Raw genomic sequence first — 16,518 nt, 5'->3', positions numbered from 1 at the left:
CGGGAAAGTGTTCACGATCATGAGGGGCGAATAGTCTCGAACAGATCAGCGGACCAACGAACGAATAGCGGGTGAAACACTTCATGACCGTCCCCACCATCAACCTGAACGACGGTATGGCTATGCCGCAGCTCGGCTTCGGGGTCTTCCAGATCCCAGCACCGGAGACGGCCGATCTTGTCCTCACCGCCATCGAAACCGGATACCGGAGCATCGACACCGCCGCCATCTACGGCAACGAGGAAGGCGTCGGCCAGGCCATCACGCGCACCGACGTGCCGCGTGACGATCTCTTCGTGACCACCAAGGTCTGGAACGACGACCAAGGCTACGACGCCACCGTCAAGGCATGCCGGAACAGCCTCGACCGGCTGAACCTCGACTTCGTCGACCTCTACCTCATCCATTGGCCGGCTCCCGGGCAGGATCGGTACGTCGACACCTGGAAGGCCTTGATCGCCCTGCGCGACGACGGCCTCGTCCGGTCCATCGGTGTGTCCAACTTCGAGCCCGAACACCTACAACGGCTCAATGACGAGACCGGCGAATTGCCTGCGATCAACCAGGTCGAACTGCACCCGTGGTTGCAACAGAACGCGCTGCGCGAGTACAGCGACGAACACGGGATCGTCCTCGAGGCCTGGGCGCCGCTGGCGAAGTCGAGGCTGTTGGAGGAGCCGGTCATCGTCGGGATCGCCGATCGCCTCGGACGTACCCCCGCGCAGGTCGTGCTGCGGTGGCACCTTCAGTCCGGCCATGTAGCGATCCCGAAGACGGTCCGGCGCGCGCGGATGCAGGAGAACTTCGACGTGTTCGGCTTCCAGCTCAACGCGGCCGACATGGACGAGATCGCCGCCCTGGACAAGGGACACCGCACCGGCCCGCACCCGAACGAGTTCGGCGCCTGACCAACAGACGACGGGTTAGCAACCTGCTGCTAGTGGCTCCGGCGCATGAAGTCTCTCCATGGCGTGGTGGGCATCACCGATGCGCAACCATCAACAAACGAGGGACGCCGACGGACCAAACCCTACCCAAACAGGCGCGGCACAACCTCAGGCAGGAGGTGTCTCTCCATGGTGCGGTGGGCATCAGCGAGGGAGCGACGGGCGAAGCCCTCTCTCCGACCGAGTCTGCGGGCAAGGAGAGACACCTCCTGCCTGAGGGGATATCAGTCGATCAGTTCATAGGCGGGCAGGGTCAGGAAGTCGGCGAACTCGTCGGCGAGTGCCACTTGTTCGAACAAGGTGCGGGCTTGGGCGAAGCGCTGTTCGTCGTACGCCTCGCCGTAGGCGTCCCGGATAGCGGCCAGTTCTTCGTCGAGCACACTGCGGACCAGGTCCGGCGTCACCGTCGCGCCGTCCTCGAGCTGCACTGATCGATGTGCCCACTGCCAGATCTGCGCCCGGGAGATCTCTGCCGTGGCCGCGTCCTCCATCAGGTTGTTGATGGCGACCGCGCCGTTGCCACCCAGCCAGGCAGCCAGATACTGCAGGGCCACCGAGACGTTGTTGCGCAGGCCGGCTTCGGTGGCAGCTCCCGGCGTGGAAGCGACGTCGAGCAGGTCGGCAGCGCTCACAGTGACGTCGTCTCGGAGCCGATCCACCTGGTTGGCCCGCTCCCCCAGCACGGAGTCGAAGACCTCCTGGCAAATGGGCACCAGATCCGGATGTGCCACCCACGAGCCGTCGAACCCGTCACCGGCTTCACGTTCCTTGTCGGCGCGCACCTTGGCCAGGGCCTGCTCATTGACCTCCGGGTCGCGACGGCTCGGCACGAAGGCCGCCATACCGCCCATGGCGAACGCTCCGCGCGCGTGACAAGTGCGCACCAGCAGCTCGGTATAGGCGCGCATGAACGGCGCCGTCATCGAGACAACGCCGCGATCCGGCAGGACGAAGCCGGCGCCCGCGTCCCGGAAGTATTTGATCATGCTGAACAGGTAATCCCACCGTCCCGCGTTCAGCCCGGACGCGTGCTCACGCAGTTCGTAGAGGATCTCGTCCATCTCGAATGCCGCCGGGATGGTCTCGATCAGCACCGTGGCGCGGATACTGCCCTGCGGCACACCTAGAGCCGTCTGGGCCGCGACGAAGACGTCGTTCCACAATCGCGCCTCGAGATGGCTCTCCAGCTTGGGCAGGTAGAAGTACGGTCCGCTTCCGCGCGAGAGCAGCTCCCGCGCGTTGTGGAAGAAGTAGAGCCCGAAATCGACCAGTGCGCCGACGGCCGGTGAACCGTCGACGACGACGTGGCGTTCGTCCAGGTGCCAGCCGCGTGGGCGCATGACGATCACCGCCGCCTGACCGTCTTCACGCAGCCGGTACTCCTTGCCTTCCGGTGATGTGTGCTGCAACGTGCCGCGCACGGCGTCGCGCAAGTTCACCTGACCGGAGACGACGTTCGCCCAGTGCGGCGTGTTGGCGTCCTCGAGGTCGGCGAGCCACACCTTTGCACCGGAGTTCAGCGCGTTGATCGCCATCTTGCGCTCGGTGGGTCCGGTGATCTCCACCCGCCGATCCGCCAGGTCGGCCGGGGCCGGTGCGACCTGCCACTGTCCGGTCCTGATCTGGGCCGTTTCCGGCAGGAAGTCGAGTTGCCCGGTGCGAACGACCTCGTCACGGCGCTGAGTGCGAAGTTTCAGTAATTCATCCCGGCGGCCCCCGAACTCACGCTGCAGGCCGGCGACGAAATCCAGCGCTTCCGGAGTGAGCACCTCTTCGCCTCGTTCCACTGCAGCCCCTCGAACTTCTACACCCGACATGTGCTTCGACCTCTCTTTGCCCGTCATACGTTGACTACCTGCTACGACTCACGCTACGCCGAGGTACAGGTTCTGTTTTTCCTCATCCGCGAGCAGCTCCCTGGCCGGCAGATCCGCCGCGATCCGCCCGTTCACCATCACCAGGATGTGGTGCCCCAGCTCCGCCGCGAAGCGCAAGTTCTGCTCGATCAAGAACACACTCTGCCCCTCGGCGACGACCATCCGCAGGGTTTCGGCGAGGTGTTCCACGATGGCCGGCGCCAGCCCTTCGGACGGCTCGTCCATCACGAGCAGACTCGGGTTGGTCAGCAGCGCCCGCCCGATGGCGAGCATCTGCTGTTCTCCGCCGGACAGATTCGCGGCGCCCACGTCGCGCCGTTCGGCCAGCCGTGGGAACAGGTCGTACACGGCGTCGATGGTCCAGCGGGAGCCGGCTTTCGCCCCCACCATGACCAGGTGCTCGTGGGTGCTCAGCGACGGCCAGATCCGCCGGCCTTGCGGGACATAGCCGATGCCGGACTTGACGATCTTGTAGGGCTGTGAGCCGAGGATTTCCCGGCCACCGAATCGCACCGACCCCGAGCGAGCTGGTTGCAACCCCAACAGCGCCTTGGCGAGGGTGGTCTTACCCATACCGTTACGGCCCACCATGGCCACGGGTTCCGTGCCGATGGAGAAGCTGACGTCCTGCAGGATGTGGACCCGGTCGTAGTACACGTTGAGGTTCTCGACCGTCAGCCGCGCTTCATCGCTCATGATCCGACCTCCTCCCCTCCGGTGATCGACAGCACGTAGTGGCTGCTATTTGGTGATCGTCAGGGCGATGTGGTGGTGGTTTCACGACCACATCGCACTGACGATCACCGGGGTTAGTGGGCATCGAAGGCGCCTCCCAGATAGATCCGGCGGACCAGCTCGCTGCTGCGGATCTCGTCCGGCGTGCCCTCGAGCACCTTCTCACCGTCGGCCATCACGACGACGCGCTCTCCGACCACCAGCGCGATATCCATGTCGTGCTCGATGAGCACCAGCGTGATATCACGGCTCAACTCACTCAGCACCTTGGTGAGCGTGCCTCGCTCGGCCGGCGACAACCCGGCGGCCGGTTCGTCGAGGATCAGCAGCCGTGGCTCGGAGGCCAGTGCCATCGCGAGCTCCAGCTGACGCTGCTCCCCGTGTGAGAGTTCGCCGACCTCTGTGGCCAGCTTCGCCTCGAGCCCGGCCGCCCTCGCCAGTTCACGCGTACGGCTTCGGCGCCGTTCGTCACCATCGGCCCGACGTAGCCGCCGCACAGAACCCGGCTTTCCGCACAGCGCCAGGTACAGGTTGTCGTCCACCGTCATGGTTGTGAACAGCTTCGACGTCTGGAACGTCCGCGCCAGTCCGCGATGCGCTCGTACTCGCGCCGACGTCCGGGTCAGGTCGTCGCCGAAGAGTTCGATCCGCCCCGCCGTCGGCCGGTAGTCTCCGGCGATCAGATTGAACAGCGTCGACTTACCGGCACCGTTGGGTCCGATCACGGAGACCCGCTCGCCGTGGCTGACGTCGAGCTCGACGTCAGCCACGGCGTGCACGCCGCCGAAGTGTTTGGCCAGCCCTCGTAGAGCCAGGACCGGGCCGTTGCTTGGCGTCACCACGGCGGAATCAGGGGCAGGCATCCAGGCGTTCCCATGGTGTTCCAGGCTGCGGCACCTGCTCGCCGACCTCACGGAGCTCAGTGGTCAACTCCCCGTCGTCGCCCTCGATCACCTCGAAGACGAACACGTCGGTCTCTGCCTGGCGGTTCTCGTTCAACGAGAGAGGACCGATAGGCGAATCCCAGGACAAGCCCTCCATGGCGGCACGCAGCGACTCACCGTCGTCCTCCTCGACGACTCCCCCGGCCTCCTCGATGCCGAGCAGCAGCGACTTGAAGCTGTTGTAGTACAGGATCGCGAAATTAGACGGCGTTTCGAAACCCTCGTCGCCGAACATGTCGCGGTAGCGGGCGATGAAGTCCTGCCATTCGTACACATCGGCAGTGGCCGGCGGGTAGACGGTGGAGGAGACGATGCCCAGCGCGGATTCCCGGATCTGGCCCTCGGACTCCAGCACGTCGGCGCCGACCAGGATCGATCCGCCCAGGATCGGCACGTCCAGCCCGAAGTCGATGGCCTGGGACAAGAAGTCCACCGCGTCCGATCCACCGAGTGAAACGAACATCGCGTCGATGTCGTCCGGGATCGACGCGATCACCGAGCTGTAGTCGCTCTCGCCCAGCGGCACCCAGTGGGTGCTGGCCAGATCGCCGCCGGCCGCGCAGAATCCTTCGAGGAAGCCACCCACCTGGGCGTGCGGGAACGCGTAGTCCTCAGCCAGCGTGGAGACTCGCTCGTAGCCCAGCTCTTCGATCGCGTACGGCCCGAGCGGCGCGGTCCACATCGCGCCCTCGGAGTGCCACCGGAAATAGTTGGATGCCGGATTCTCCAGCGTGGTCGGAGTAGCGCCGGATGCCGCGTCGACGATGGTCAGGTGCGGCGTGTCATGGGCGTACGACGCCAAGGCCACACCTTCCGCGCCGGACAACGGGCCGTGGATGACGTGGACGCCATCCTGCTCGACCAGCTTGCGAGCCCGGTCCGTGGCCGTCTCGGGAGTGGTGTCCGAGCTCTCGACGATGGTCCGGATGGGCCGGCCGGCTACCTCGTGGCCGAACTCTTCCAGCACCATCTGCACACCGCGCTCGCCGTCCTCGGCACCAGCGGCGAACGCACCCTCCAGAGCGCTGATCCGGCCGATCACCAGCTCCTCGCCATCAGCTTCGGTGGCGTCGTCGGGAGCGTCGTCGTCCGCGTCCTCGTCGTCGTCCTCCTCGACCTGGCCTTCCAGGTCCGGGGTGCCCAGCTCAGCGTCGTCGTCGCCGGACTGACAGGCGGCGAGGACGAGCGCCAGAGCAATGGGAACCGCCCATAAGCGGCGCCCGATCCGAGCATGTTGTCGCATTGTGCTCACCTCTCTTTGGTGGGACGTTGCAATCTGCGCTTGGCCATCCGGCCGTATTCGCGCAGCTGGCGCGGCAGGTCGACCATCCCGCCGCGGAAGAACAGCAGAACGACGACGAACACGACGCCGGTCAGCGTGATCCGCCTCACCGGTATCCAGCCCGACTGCGCGAAGTTCTGCAGCATCGTCAGCCCCACCGCGCCGAGGAACGCCCCGACCAGTGAGTTGATGCCGCCGAGCACGGACACGATGAGGATGTCGATGGAGCGGAGCAGGTCGATCGCTCCTGGGGTGATGCCGCCGTGGTAGAAGAACGCCAGCGCGCCGGCGACGGACGCGATGAACGCCGCGAACGTGAAGGCCGCCACCCGGTACAGGTAGACGTTGTAGCCCAGCGCCCGCATGCGGTCCGGGCTGTCCCGGATTCCCTGCAGTGCCAGCCCGAACGGGGTGCGGGACACGTACCGGCACAACAGGAAGGCGCCTCCGGCGATCGCCAGCGCCAGGAAATAGAACACGTTGCGGTTGCCGAGCGACAGCCCGAAGATCTCCGGCCGGGTGATGTTGCCGATGCCCTGGTAGCCGCGGGTCAACGTGGACGCGTTCAGCACCAGGAAGAACACCAGCTGCGACACGGCGAGCGTCAGCATCAGGAAGTACACGCCCTGAGTGCGCACCGCGATCATGCCCACTAAGGCGCCCACCACCGTCGCCAGCAGGATGCCGGCCGGGATCGAGATGATGTACGGGACGTCGTTCCTAGTGGTCAGGATGCCGACGGTGTAACCGGCGATGGCGAAGAACGCCATCTGCCCCAGCGACAGCATCCCGGTGTACCGGGACAGCCAGATCAGGCTGAGCGCGACCACGCCCATCCACAACGCCCGGATACCGATACTGACCACCCAGAACGACGGCCGTGGCACGACGAACGGGAACGCGATCAGGAACACCACGATCGTGAGCGCTAACACCACACCTGCGCGGCCTCTGGGCATCCGCCACGACACCTTCCAGCGCCGGTTCCAGCCGCCGCCACCGGCCGCGGCGTCGCCCTCGCCGGTCTTCTGTCCGTCTTTGCTGCTCGTCAGCGTCTCCGGCCGGTTCATGCCGCCCTCCCCAGCAGGCCCTGCGGCCGCACCGCGAGCACGGCGATCATCAAGCCGAAGGTCAGAATGGAGGCGATCTCAGGCATGTATCCGAGCGCGAACTGTGACACCAGGCCGACCAGCAACGCGCCTATCGCCGCTCCGGCGATACTGCCCATGCCGCCGACGATCACCACGATCAGCGAATACAGCAGATACTCCACGTCCGTTCCGGGTGCGAGCGAGAATGCTCCGCCGCCCACCGCGCCGGCCAGCCCGGCCAGCGCCGAGCCGATGAAGAACACCGCGGCGAAGACGATGCGGACGTTGATGCCGGTGGCCGAGACCATGTCGCGGTCGTCGACGCCGGCCCGGATGATCATCCCGAAGCGGGTTCTGGTGATGAACAGCCACAACGCGATACCGACGACGATCGCCAGTGCCAGAATGAAAATCCGGTACCGCGGATACACGATGTCCGCGACACCGAGTTCAACCCCGCCGCGCAGGAAGTCCGGCGGAACCACCGAATAGGCGACTCCGCCGTAATGGACGAGCAGCTGGTCAGCGAGGATCAGCGAGACACCGATGGTCACGAGCGCGACCCGCATGTCTTCGTGTTCGATGGCGCGCAGCAGCACTTGATGCATGACCACGCCGAGCATCCCGACCGTGACCACGGCCACGAGGAGTCCGACACTCCATGAGTCCGACGCCCGGAGCACGCTGAACGCCACGTAGCCGCCGAGCAGGTAGAAGGCGCCATGTGCCAGGTTGACGATCCGCATCATCCCGAAGATCAGCGTGAGCCCGCTGGCCACCAGGAAGTACAGCGACGCGACCGTCATCCCGTTGAGCGCGATGGTGAGAACCTGACGCATGCTTCAGCCACCCAGGTTTCTGATGAACGTGGGCACCGAGCCAGGCGGGACCTCACGGTAGTCATCCAGTTCCGCCAAAGCTTTCTCCTCCGCGCCACCTGGGTTGTACAGCGCGATCAGCCGCAGCGGAGACCAGCCGGTGTTGAGTGTGCCGTGGAACATGCCCTTGGGGACGTAGATGACGTCGCCGGCATGGACCGGGAACGGTTCTTCGTCGTTCAGCATCTGCTCGCCGGATCCGGAGAGCACGTAGAGCACCTCCTCGGCCGTCGGGTGGTTGTGCCGCTCGTGTCCTTGCCCTGGGTTGAGGACCACCTCACCGAAGGAGAGGGTCGCGCCTGGCGTGGTGTCCGGCTGGACGAACCACTTCACCGTCCCCCAGTCGAAGGTCATGGTCGCCCGGGTATGCGGGTCGATCTGGCTGAGCTTCATGGGCCGTACCTCCTGCTTCACATCTCCGGTGATCGACAGCGCGTTGTGGTTGCTCTGAGGTGATCAACAGTGGGTTGTGGCTGCGGTTCAACAACCAAAACCCACTCTCGATCACCGCTGAGGGCGCAGCTCCTTGAAGCGGCGCATGTTCTCCGTCATGGCGACTTCGGTGGGCAATCGCTCCATGCTGGAAGCGCCGAAGAAGCCGACGACGCCGGTAGTGCGTGCGAGAACGTACGCCGCGTCGTCGGGCTCCGCGATCGGCCCACCGTGACACAGCACCAGCACGTCCGGGTTGACGTTCACGGCGGCGTCGCACATGGCCTGGACTCGTTCCACGGACTCGTCGAGCGTCAGCGCCGTCTTGGCCCCGATGGTGCCGGACGTCGTCAGGCCCATGTGCGGGACCAGTACGTCGGCGCCCGCCGCGGCCATCTTCTCCGCGTCCTCGGGGGTGAACACATACGGTGCGGTCAGCAGGTCGAGCTCGCGGGCCTGCCGGACCATCTCCACCTCGAGGTCATAGCTCATGCCGGTCTCCTCGAGATTGGCCCGGAACACGCCGTCGATCAGGCCCACCGTCGGGAAGTTCTGCACGCCGGAGAACCCCAGCGCCTTGAGCTCGCGGAGGAAGACATCCATTTGCCGGAACGGGTCGGTGCCGCAGACCCCGGCGAGCACCGGCGTGTTCCGCACGATGGGCAGTACCTCGCGCGCCATGTCGACGACGATCGCGTTCGCGTCGCCGTAGGGCAGCAGCCCGGCCAGCGAGCCGCGCCCAGCCATCCGGTATCGGCCGGAGTTGTAGATGATGATCAGGTCGGCGCCGCCGGCTTCGGCGCACTTGGCCGACAATCCAGTGCCTGCTCCGGCGCCGATGATCACCCCGCCGTCGCTCTCGGATGCGTCGCTCGACAACTCACTCGCGCTGCCCGTTCCGCCTACACCCGCCGCTCCACCTACACCCGCTCGGCCGCTTCCGGCGACGACGGCGCGCAGGCGGGCGAGTGCCTCATCCCGGTTCATCGGCTCTGCCCCCTCATTCCCCGGTGATCGACAGTGCGCTGTGGTCGTGAACTTGCGACCACGACCCACTGTCGATCACCTCCGGGCAACCACAACCCACTGTCGATCACCGGGGCTCCTCTCCTCGGGTCATCTTCACGAAGCGCTCCGCCATCGCCGCGGCGAACGCCGGATCATTGATGTGGGTGTCGATCTCCACAAGGTCGACGACGGCCGGGTCGGCGCTCTCGCGCACCGCGGCGAACAACGCGTCGTCGGCCTCCGGATCGTGGAACAGCTGCCCTTCCACCGCGATCGACGACACACCACGAAGCGGCACGAACAGCGCGACCGGTCCGGCTGAGGCACTGAGCTTGGTCGCCAGCCGCCGCCCCAGTTCCGCGCATTCCTCCGGCTTGGTGCGCATCAACGTGACGTTCTCGTTGTGCTGATACAGCAGGCGGTCGGTATACCGCTTCGGCACTGTGTCGATCGGGCCGAAGTTCACCATGTCGAGCGCTCCGAGCGAGACGACCTGCGGCAACCCGAGCCGGCCCGCGACCTCCAGCCGGTCCGGCCCGGCGCTCATCACGCCACCGGCCAGCTCGTCGGCGAGTTCCGTGGTCGTGACGTCCAGAACGCCGGTGAGGAACCCATCAGATACCAGCGCCTCCATCGACTGGCCGCCGGTGCCGGTGGCATGGAAGACGAGCACCTCGTATCCGGCACCCTCGAGATGCTCACGCGCGGCCGTGACACACGGCGTGGTGACCCCGAACATGGTGGCGCCCACCAGCGGACGGGTCACGACGTCGGGTGGTTCCGCGCCGGCCATCCCGGCCACGGCCGCCGCAGCGTTGGTCAGAATCCGCGCCGACAACCGGTTGATACCCGCGATGTCGACGACGGAGTACATCAACGTGATGTCCCGCGCACCGACATAGGGCCGGGTATCGCCCGAGGCCACCGTCGAGACGATCAGTTTCGGCACCCCGATGGGCAACGTGCGCATCGCGTGCGCGGCCAGCGACGTGCCACCCGAGCCGCCCACCGCTAGAACGCCGTCCAGGCGCCCGTCTGCCTGGAGCCCTGCGAGCACGGCGGTAGCCCCCTCGGACATGGTTGCCATGGCCCGGCCGCGGTCGCCCGCGGTACGCAACTCGTCGAGCGATGTGCCTGCCGCTCCGGCGACATCGTCGGCGCTGATGTCGGGTTCGACCGCGTTCGGGCCGAAGACGCCACAGTCGACCAGCACCGTGTCCGCACCGGCGTGCCGCAGCCGGTCACGCAGAAACTGATATTCCACGCCTTTGGTGTCGAGGGTGCCCAGCAGAGCCACCGTCGCCATCAGCTCTCCTCTCCTCGATTGCGGACCCCTTGGTCGGTGATCGTCAGTGGGTTGTGGCTGCTGTGGGGGTGATCGTCAGTGCGTTGTGGTCGTCGGAGCGCAGCCACAACCCACTGACGATCACCGCCGGGGAGGGCGGCGGCCAGGAGCTGTACCGGGTGCACGACGGGGCGTTGCCGGCCGAGTTCGCGACCGATCTGCAGTGCACAACCAGGGTTCGTCGTCGCCACCATCTCGGCGCCGGTCGCGGTCAGCGCCTCGGCCTTGCGCCGCCCCAGCTCCCCGGCCGCCTCCGGCTCCACCAGGTTGTATATCCCGGCCGATCCACAGCACATGCCGTCGTCCAGGACCGGCCGGACCTCGAGACCGGGGATGCGGCTCAGGACGGTTCGCGGCTCAGCACGAATACCTTGGGCGTGTGCCAGGTGGCAGGCGTCGTGATAGGCCACGGACGCGTCCAGCGGCTCGTACTCCGCGCGCGGTTCGAGGCCGGCCAGCACCTCGGTGACGTCGCGGATCTTCCCGGCGACGACGGCCGCCCGCTCGGCGTACACGGGATCGTCGGCCAGCAGCCGGCCGTAGTCCTTCAGCGACGACCCGCACCCGGCCGCGTTCACCACGATCGCGTCCACATCCAGGGAGGCGAAGACGTCGACGACGGACCGGGCGCGGGCCAACGCCGATTCCTCCCGGCCGCCATGCAATTCCAGGGCCCCACAGCACCCCTGTCCGGGCGGCGCCACCACCTCACACCCTTCAGCGGCCAGCACCTGCACGGTGGCATCGTTGACGTCGCCGAAGAACACCTCCTGCACACATCCGGTCAGGAATCCGATCCGGCGGCGCCGCCCCCCTCGAGCAGGCGTCAGCCGCGGTGTCCGGCGCGCCACAGCACTCAGCGCGACGTCGGGCATGATCGACTCAAGCGCTCGCAGCCTGGCCGGCAGCCGGTCGCGCAGCCCACTGCGGCGCAGCAGCGCAGCCGGGCCGAGCCGCTGATAGAACCAGCCCAGCAGCGCGGCCACCCGGAGCCGGCGCGGCCCGGGGAACATCCGGAAGATCATGGACCGGAACAGCCGGTCCCGCCAGGGGCGCTGGTACTCGTTCTCGATGGTCGCCCTGGCCGACTCGATCAGCTCGTCGTAGTGAACACCGGATGGGCAGGCGGTGACGCAAGCCATGCAGCCGAGGCAGGCATCCATGTGCCCGACCCAGGTGGCGTCGATCGTGCTGGTGCCCTCCTCGAGTGCGGTCTTCATCAGGTGGATACGCCCGCGCGGTGAGTCCATCTCCTCGCCCCACAGCGAGTACGTCGGGCATGCGGGCAGACAGAACCCGCAGTGCACGCAGTCGTCGATCCGTTCGCGATCCATCAGCGTCTCGCCTCACACGTCTGTTTCCGGGGACCTCGTTCGCGTGTTCGCACCGCTATAGCCCTCCCACGAATCGGCCGGGCGCGAAGCGCCGTTCCGGATCGACCGAGCGCTTGACCGCCTCGGAGAGGTCAAGTAGCCGGGCCGGGCCCAGCTGACCCCACGGATCGACGTGCTGATCCAGCTCCGGCGGGCGTTCCCGGACGACGACACTGCCACCCAGCGCCGCAACCCGTCGCCTCCACTCGCGCACCAGGACCGCCTGCGCGGCAGTGTCCCCACCACGAAGGACGAGATCGTGCAGGCCGAGCCCGGCGTGGCTGTGCAACTCGCTTTCCACATCGGCACCGCCCGGCGACGAACCCGCCGCAGCGTGCCCGGCCTGGTCTAGTGCTGCTGCCACGTGCCCGAGCCGGTCCGGCAGCGTTGCCGCGCGCACTACGGTGTCGCCCGGCCGTCCAGCATGCGCCTCGCGCCAGTGATCCAGGACGCCGCGCGTGGTTGAACCGTCGTCGCCGGTCGTGTCGTCCTCGTCGCCGGCGGCGTCGTCGTCAGCATCGTCGACCAGCTCCGCGGACAACCCATGCCGCCGGGCAAGCGCCGCGACGGCGTCCACGCGGGCGGGGAGCCCGTCCGAGCGGCCCTCGAATCCCAGCAGGAGAACGCCGCCACCGACGCTGGTCCATTCCACGACGCTGCACTCAGCCGGGCTGGCCAGCAAGTCGGCGATGAACGACGACGCGGTCTCCGCCGTCGCGGGGATGCGCAGCGCGCGGCTGGCTTCGGGGAGTGGATGCAGCCGGACGATCAGCTCGACAACCAGTCCCAGGGTGCCGAGCGAGCCGCACCACAGCTTGTTCAGGTCATACCCCGCGACGTTCTTGATAACGCTGCCGCCGCTGCGGCTGATCGTGCCGTCGGCCAGGACCGTCGTCGTACCGATCACCAAGTCGCGGATGCCGCCGTAGCTGAACCGCAACGGCCCCGCGTCGTTCGCGATGTAGGCGCCGCCCACCGTCGGCCCGCCTCCCCGGCGGGGCGGGTCGACGGCGAGCTGCTGACCAGCGACGGCCAGCTCGGCCCGCAGCCGGGCGAGGGGGATACCCGCCTGCACGATCGCGGTCATGTCACCTGGTTCGTGGTGGATCAGCGCATCCATGGCACGGGTGTCGATGGCCGACCACGCGCGTCCGGTCGAGTCTGGGCGCGCGCCCCAGGTGAGTTTGGTGCCACCACCGTGGATGATCACGTTCGTGTCGGCTTCTCGCGCCGCGACGACGGCATCGCGCGCGGCGGCCAGGTCCGACGGGCGATGTTGGGCGCTGAGCTCGCTGATCGCCGCCGACGCTGCGACCAGGTGGGCACTGCCGTCGTCGGTCACGGGGACGTCGTTCTTCCGGGCGTCGTTCGTCCGAGATTCGGGGCTCATCGTCGTCACAGCCGCTCGATGATTCCGGCAGCTTCGAGCGGATGCGGCCGGTACCGTCCCGGCTTCTCGCCGCACAACCGGGGCGTCGGGAGGACCTTGTCCGGGTTGCAGCGTCCCTCGGGGTCGAACGCCGCCCGCACCCGGTTCATGACGTCGAGATCGTCGGCGCCGAACATCTTGGGCATGGAGCACGCTTTGTCCGCACCGATACCGTGCTCGCCCGAGAGCGAACCGCCGAAGGCGACACACAGCTCCGCGATGCCGGTCGACAGCGCTTCGGCACGCTCAGTCTCGCCTGGGCGCGAGCTGTCGAAGAGCACTAGCGGATGGAGGTTTCCGTCGCCGGCGTGGAAGACATTCGCCACGCGGAGGTCCGCCTCGGCAGCCATTTCGGCGATCCGCGCCAGGCACTCCCCCAGCCGGGTACGCGGAATGACGCCATCTTGTACCAGGTAATCGGGGGCTAGGCGGCCCATCGCGGCGAACGCGGCCTTGCGGCCTTTCCACACCAGCGCGCGCTCCTGGGGGTCGTCGGCGAGCCGGATAGCCGTAGCGCCGCTCTCCTGGCACAGCATGACCGTCTGGGCGAACGAGGCGTCGCATTCGGCCGAGGGCCCATCGAGCTCAACGATCAGCGCCGCCCCGGCTTCGGTGTCGAAGCCGGCGGCCGCGTCGGACTCGCAGGCCTGGATGGCGAGATTGTCCATCATCTCGACCGCTGCGGGCACGATACCGGCGGCGATGATAGCGCTAACAGCCTCACCTGCCGTCGCTGGATCGGCGAAGTCCGCGACCAGCGTTCGGACCGCTTCCGGCCGGCGAAGAAGGCGAAGTGTCACCTTCGTGACCACTCCCAGCGTTCCCTCCGACCCTACGAGGACTCCACGCAGGTCATAGCCGGGTGGATCCAGTGTCGGCCCGCCGACGTCGATGATCTCGCCGTCCGGCAGTACCAGTTCGGAGGCCAGGACGTGATGCGTCGTGAAGCCGTACTTGAGGCAGTGGGCGCCGCCAGAGTTCTCAGCGACGTTGCCTCCGATGGAGCACACGATCTGGCTGGACGGATCCGGCGCGTAGTACAGGTTGTGGGGTGCGACCGCGCTGCTGATGGCCGCGTTGGTGACGCCCGGCTCGACGGTCACGCGCTGATTCACCACGTCGACATCGATGATGCGGCGCATCCGCGACAGCACGATGAGAACACCTTCGGGATGGGGCAGCGCACCTCCGGACAACCCTGTGCCGGCACCCCGGGGCACTAGCGGCACGCCGTGATCGGCACATATGCGGACGACGCCGGCCACCTCCTCGGTGCTTTTCGGCAGCGCCACGAGCGCCGGAATCGCGCGGTAGGCGGTAAGTCCGTCCGACTCGTAGGTACGCCGCTGAGAGTGCTCCGCCACCAGGCCGTCTGCGCCCAGGACGCCGAGAAGGTCGCGCTGAAGATCCCCTGGTGCCACGCCGGACTCCCTGGCTTATCCGTTATATGGATACGCTTTATCTAAATGTGGATAGGATGTTACGGTCACACGACGCAACGGGTCAAGGGTCGCCGGCCGATCGAATCCGCTCCGTGACCCGAGGCGAACCACAACAGGAGGCAGACGTGGCCAAGAGCAAGAACGCGGGCAGCGTGCAGTCTGTGGAACGAGCCCTGGACCTCCTCGAGGCCCTGGCGCAAGCCGACAGCGCGCTTGGATTGACAACACTCATCCAGGAGACCGATCTGCCGCTCGCGACCGTCCACCGGCTCTTGAGCACTCTGGGAGCACGCGGATACATCCGGCAGGACCCGGAGTCACGCCGTTACCTGCTAGGCCCCAGCGTGCTGAAGCTGCGCGAGCCTTACACCCGGCTGTTCGGCGTGTGGGCCCGGCGCCACCTGGCCGAGCTGTCCGAGATCAGTCAGGAGACCGCCAACCTCGCCGTCCTGGACGGCGATTACGTCGTCTACATAGCCCAGGTGTCCGCACCCCGCAGGCTGCGCATGTTCACCCACGTCGGCAACCGCGTCCTGCCACACTCCAGCGCCGTAGGCAAGGTCCTGCTCGCCTACAGCCCACGCGAGGACGCCGAGCGGATCATCGACCGCACCGGACTGCCCCGGCGCACCTCCACCACCATCACCGACCAGGACCAGTTCTTCGCCGAACTCGACACCGTGGCCCGCCAGGGTTATGCCATCGACGCCGGCGAGGAGGAAGAGGCGGTGCGCTGCATCGCCGTGCCGGTGTTCGTCGTCGGCCAGCCCGTGGCGGGCATGTCCGTATCCGGACCCGCGGCCCGGCTCGAACCGCGGCAGCAGGACCGGCTGATCGCCGAGATGACGCGGATCGCGGCAGCACTGTCCGCTTCGCTACGCGCAGGCAACGCTGACGGGGAGGCTTTTCCGCAATACGGATAACGTCCGCATCGCGGCAACGCGGTTCCGCGTTCCGCGAAGCGGCCAAAATCAGCATGAGACCAGCCCCGTCCACATGACACGATGGGCCAGTGCAACTCACGATGATCCGGCCCCCCGGGGAATCGCATTCCCAGCCAGCCAGGCAGCGATTCGACCGATCACCCGGCACGATCTCGACGCGGTCGGCCGGCTGTACGCACAGTGTCTTCCGGACGACGAGGTAGGTACGTCCGACGCCGCGATCGCCGACATCCACGCAGCCTGGAACGGCGAGTACGGAACCTGGCTGACCGGCGCCTCGTTCCTCGCCGACGTCGACGGCGCCCCCAAAGCCGCGGTTCTGCTCGTCGACTCCCCGCCCTGGGACGATGTGCGTCACCTTGTCTTCATGATCGACCTCTTCACACATCCCGAGCACCGGCGTACCGGGCTGGGCGAGGCGCTCTGCCGCGCCTCGCTCGCAGCAGTACCGGAGCGCACCGTCGGCCTGCGCGTAGACGACGAGAACCACGCCGCACTGGGCCTCTACCAGAAGCTGGGCTTCGTGCCCATGGCGTGATCTCCAGCGGGGTCGGCGGTTCACCCGCCCTCGCAGCTTCTCGGTGCTGCTTCTCTGTGCCGCCTTCCACCCTTCTCCGTGCTGCCTTCCGCCCACCTTCTCGGTGATCGTCAGGACGCTGTGGTCGTCCTGGGGTGATCGACAGTGTGGTGTGGTCGCCAACCAACAACCACACCGCACTGTCGATCACCCACTGAGGCCGAGCGATGTCTCCGGTTTACAGATGGGGTTATCCACAGGCATCAACTGCCAG

15 protein-coding genes are annotated in these 16,518 nt (G+C 67.0%); 3 read left to right on the top strand and 12 right to left on the bottom strand.

Annotated elements, in window-relative coordinates; all coding sequences use genetic code 11:
* Nucleotides 1–83 precede the first annotated feature (83 nt).
* On the top strand, nt 84–908 hold the full coding sequence (locus F7O44_RS07770) for an aldo/keto reductase (RefSeq protein ID WP_162449659.1): 825 nt from the start codon (nt 84–86) through the stop codon (nt 906–908).
* 263 nt (nt 909–1,171) lie between these two features.
* Here F7O44_RS07770 and aceB read toward each other — a convergent pair whose 3' ends face one another.
* The 12 genes from aceB to F7O44_RS07710 form a co-directional block, all read right to left on the bottom strand.
* Nucleotides 1,172–2,764, bottom strand: coding sequence for a malate synthase A (gene aceB / locus F7O44_RS07765; RefSeq protein WP_162449658.1), 1,593 nt, complete (start codon nt 2,762–2,764; stop codon nt 1,172–1,174).
* A gap of 48 nt (nt 2,765–2,812) precedes the next feature.
* On the bottom strand, nt 2,813–3,520 hold the full coding sequence (locus F7O44_RS07760; protein WP_162449657.1) for an ABC transporter ATP-binding protein: 708 nt from the start codon (nt 3,518–3,520) through the stop codon (nt 2,813–2,815).
* A 113-nt stretch (nt 3,521–3,633) separates the two neighbouring features.
* Nucleotides 3,634–4,422: an ABC transporter ATP-binding protein gene (locus F7O44_RS07755; protein WP_162449656.1), complete on the bottom strand. Its 789-nt coding sequence runs from the start codon at nt 4,420–4,422 to the stop codon at nt 3,634–3,636.
* Complete coding sequence (locus tag F7O44_RS07750; protein ID WP_162449655.1) at nt 4,409–5,746, bottom strand: ABC transporter substrate-binding protein; 1,338 nt, start codon at nt 5,744–5,746, stop codon at nt 4,409–4,411. Before F7O44_RS07750 ends, F7O44_RS07755 begins: the two co-directional genes overlap by 14 nt.
* A 5-nt stretch (nt 5,747–5,751) precedes the next feature.
* On the bottom strand, nt 5,752–6,855 hold the full coding sequence (locus F7O44_RS07745; RefSeq protein WP_162449654.1) for a branched-chain amino acid ABC transporter permease: 1,104 nt from the start codon (nt 6,853–6,855) through the stop codon (nt 5,752–5,754).
* The gene (locus F7O44_RS07740) at nt 6,852–7,715 is read right to left on the bottom strand and encodes a branched-chain amino acid ABC transporter permease (protein WP_162449653.1); all 864 of its coding nucleotides are present in this window, start codon (nt 7,713–7,715) and stop codon (nt 6,852–6,854) included. The genes F7O44_RS07745 and F7O44_RS07740 overlap by 4 nt, the downstream gene beginning before the upstream one ends.
* A gap of 3 nt (nt 7,716–7,718) precedes the next feature.
* Nucleotides 7,719–8,147 carry a cupin domain-containing protein gene (locus F7O44_RS07735; protein WP_162449652.1) on the bottom strand — a complete coding sequence of 143 codons (429 nt, stop codon included), beginning with the start codon at nt 8,145–8,147 and terminating at the stop codon, nt 7,719–7,721.
* Between the two features lie 111 nt (nt 8,148–8,258).
* Nucleotides 8,259–9,173, bottom strand: a complete 915-nt coding sequence (locus tag F7O44_RS07730) for a phosphoenolpyruvate hydrolase family protein (protein ID WP_162449651.1) — start codon at nt 9,171–9,173, stop codon at nt 8,259–8,261.
* A 106-nt stretch (nt 9,174–9,279) separates the two neighbouring features.
* Nucleotides 9,280–10,500, bottom strand: coding sequence for a Tm-1-like ATP-binding domain-containing protein (locus tag F7O44_RS07725; RefSeq protein WP_162449650.1), 1,221 nt, complete (start codon nt 10,498–10,500; stop codon nt 9,280–9,282).
* Nucleotides 10,500–11,873: a (Fe-S)-binding protein gene (locus F7O44_RS07720; RefSeq protein ID WP_162449649.1), complete on the bottom strand. Its 1,374-nt coding sequence runs from the start codon at nt 11,871–11,873 to the stop codon at nt 10,500–10,502. Before F7O44_RS07720 ends, F7O44_RS07725 begins: the two co-directional genes overlap by 1 nt.
* A 55-nt stretch (nt 11,874–11,928) precedes the next feature.
* Nucleotides 11,929–13,302 carry an FAD-binding oxidoreductase gene (locus tag F7O44_RS07715; protein ID WP_162449648.1) on the bottom strand — a complete coding sequence of 458 codons (1,374 nt, stop codon included), beginning with the start codon at nt 13,300–13,302 and terminating at the stop codon, nt 11,929–11,931.
* A gap of 5 nt (nt 13,303–13,307) precedes the next feature.
* The gene (locus tag F7O44_RS07710) at nt 13,308–14,762 is read right to left on the bottom strand and encodes an FAD-linked oxidase C-terminal domain-containing protein (protein WP_162449647.1); all 1,455 of its coding nucleotides are present in this window, start codon (nt 14,760–14,762) and stop codon (nt 13,308–13,310) included.
* A 146-nt stretch (nt 14,763–14,908) separates the two neighbouring features.
* Between F7O44_RS07710 and F7O44_RS07705 the strand changes: the two genes are divergently transcribed.
* Both F7O44_RS07705 and F7O44_RS07700 read left to right on the top strand, forming a co-directional pair.
* Nucleotides 14,909–15,706 carry an IclR family transcriptional regulator gene (locus tag F7O44_RS07705; protein WP_343073841.1) on the top strand — a complete coding sequence of 266 codons (798 nt, stop codon included), beginning with the start codon at nt 14,909–14,911 and terminating at the stop codon, nt 15,704–15,706.
* Nucleotides 15,707–15,779: 73 nt separating this feature from the next.
* On the top strand, nt 15,780–16,265 hold the full coding sequence (locus tag F7O44_RS07700) for a GNAT family N-acetyltransferase (RefSeq protein ID WP_162449645.1): 486 nt from the start codon (nt 15,780–15,782) through the stop codon (nt 16,263–16,265).
* The last annotated feature ends 253 nt before the right edge of the window (nt 16,266–16,518 follow it).

It is taken from the genome of Phytoactinopolyspora mesophila, from assembly GCF_010122465.1.
Taxonomy (GTDB): Bacteria; Actinomycetota; Actinomycetes; order Jiangellales; family Jiangellaceae; genus Phytoactinopolyspora; species Phytoactinopolyspora mesophila.
Note: the sequence above shows the minus strand (reverse complement) of the source record. Positions and strands in the feature narration are given on the sequence as shown.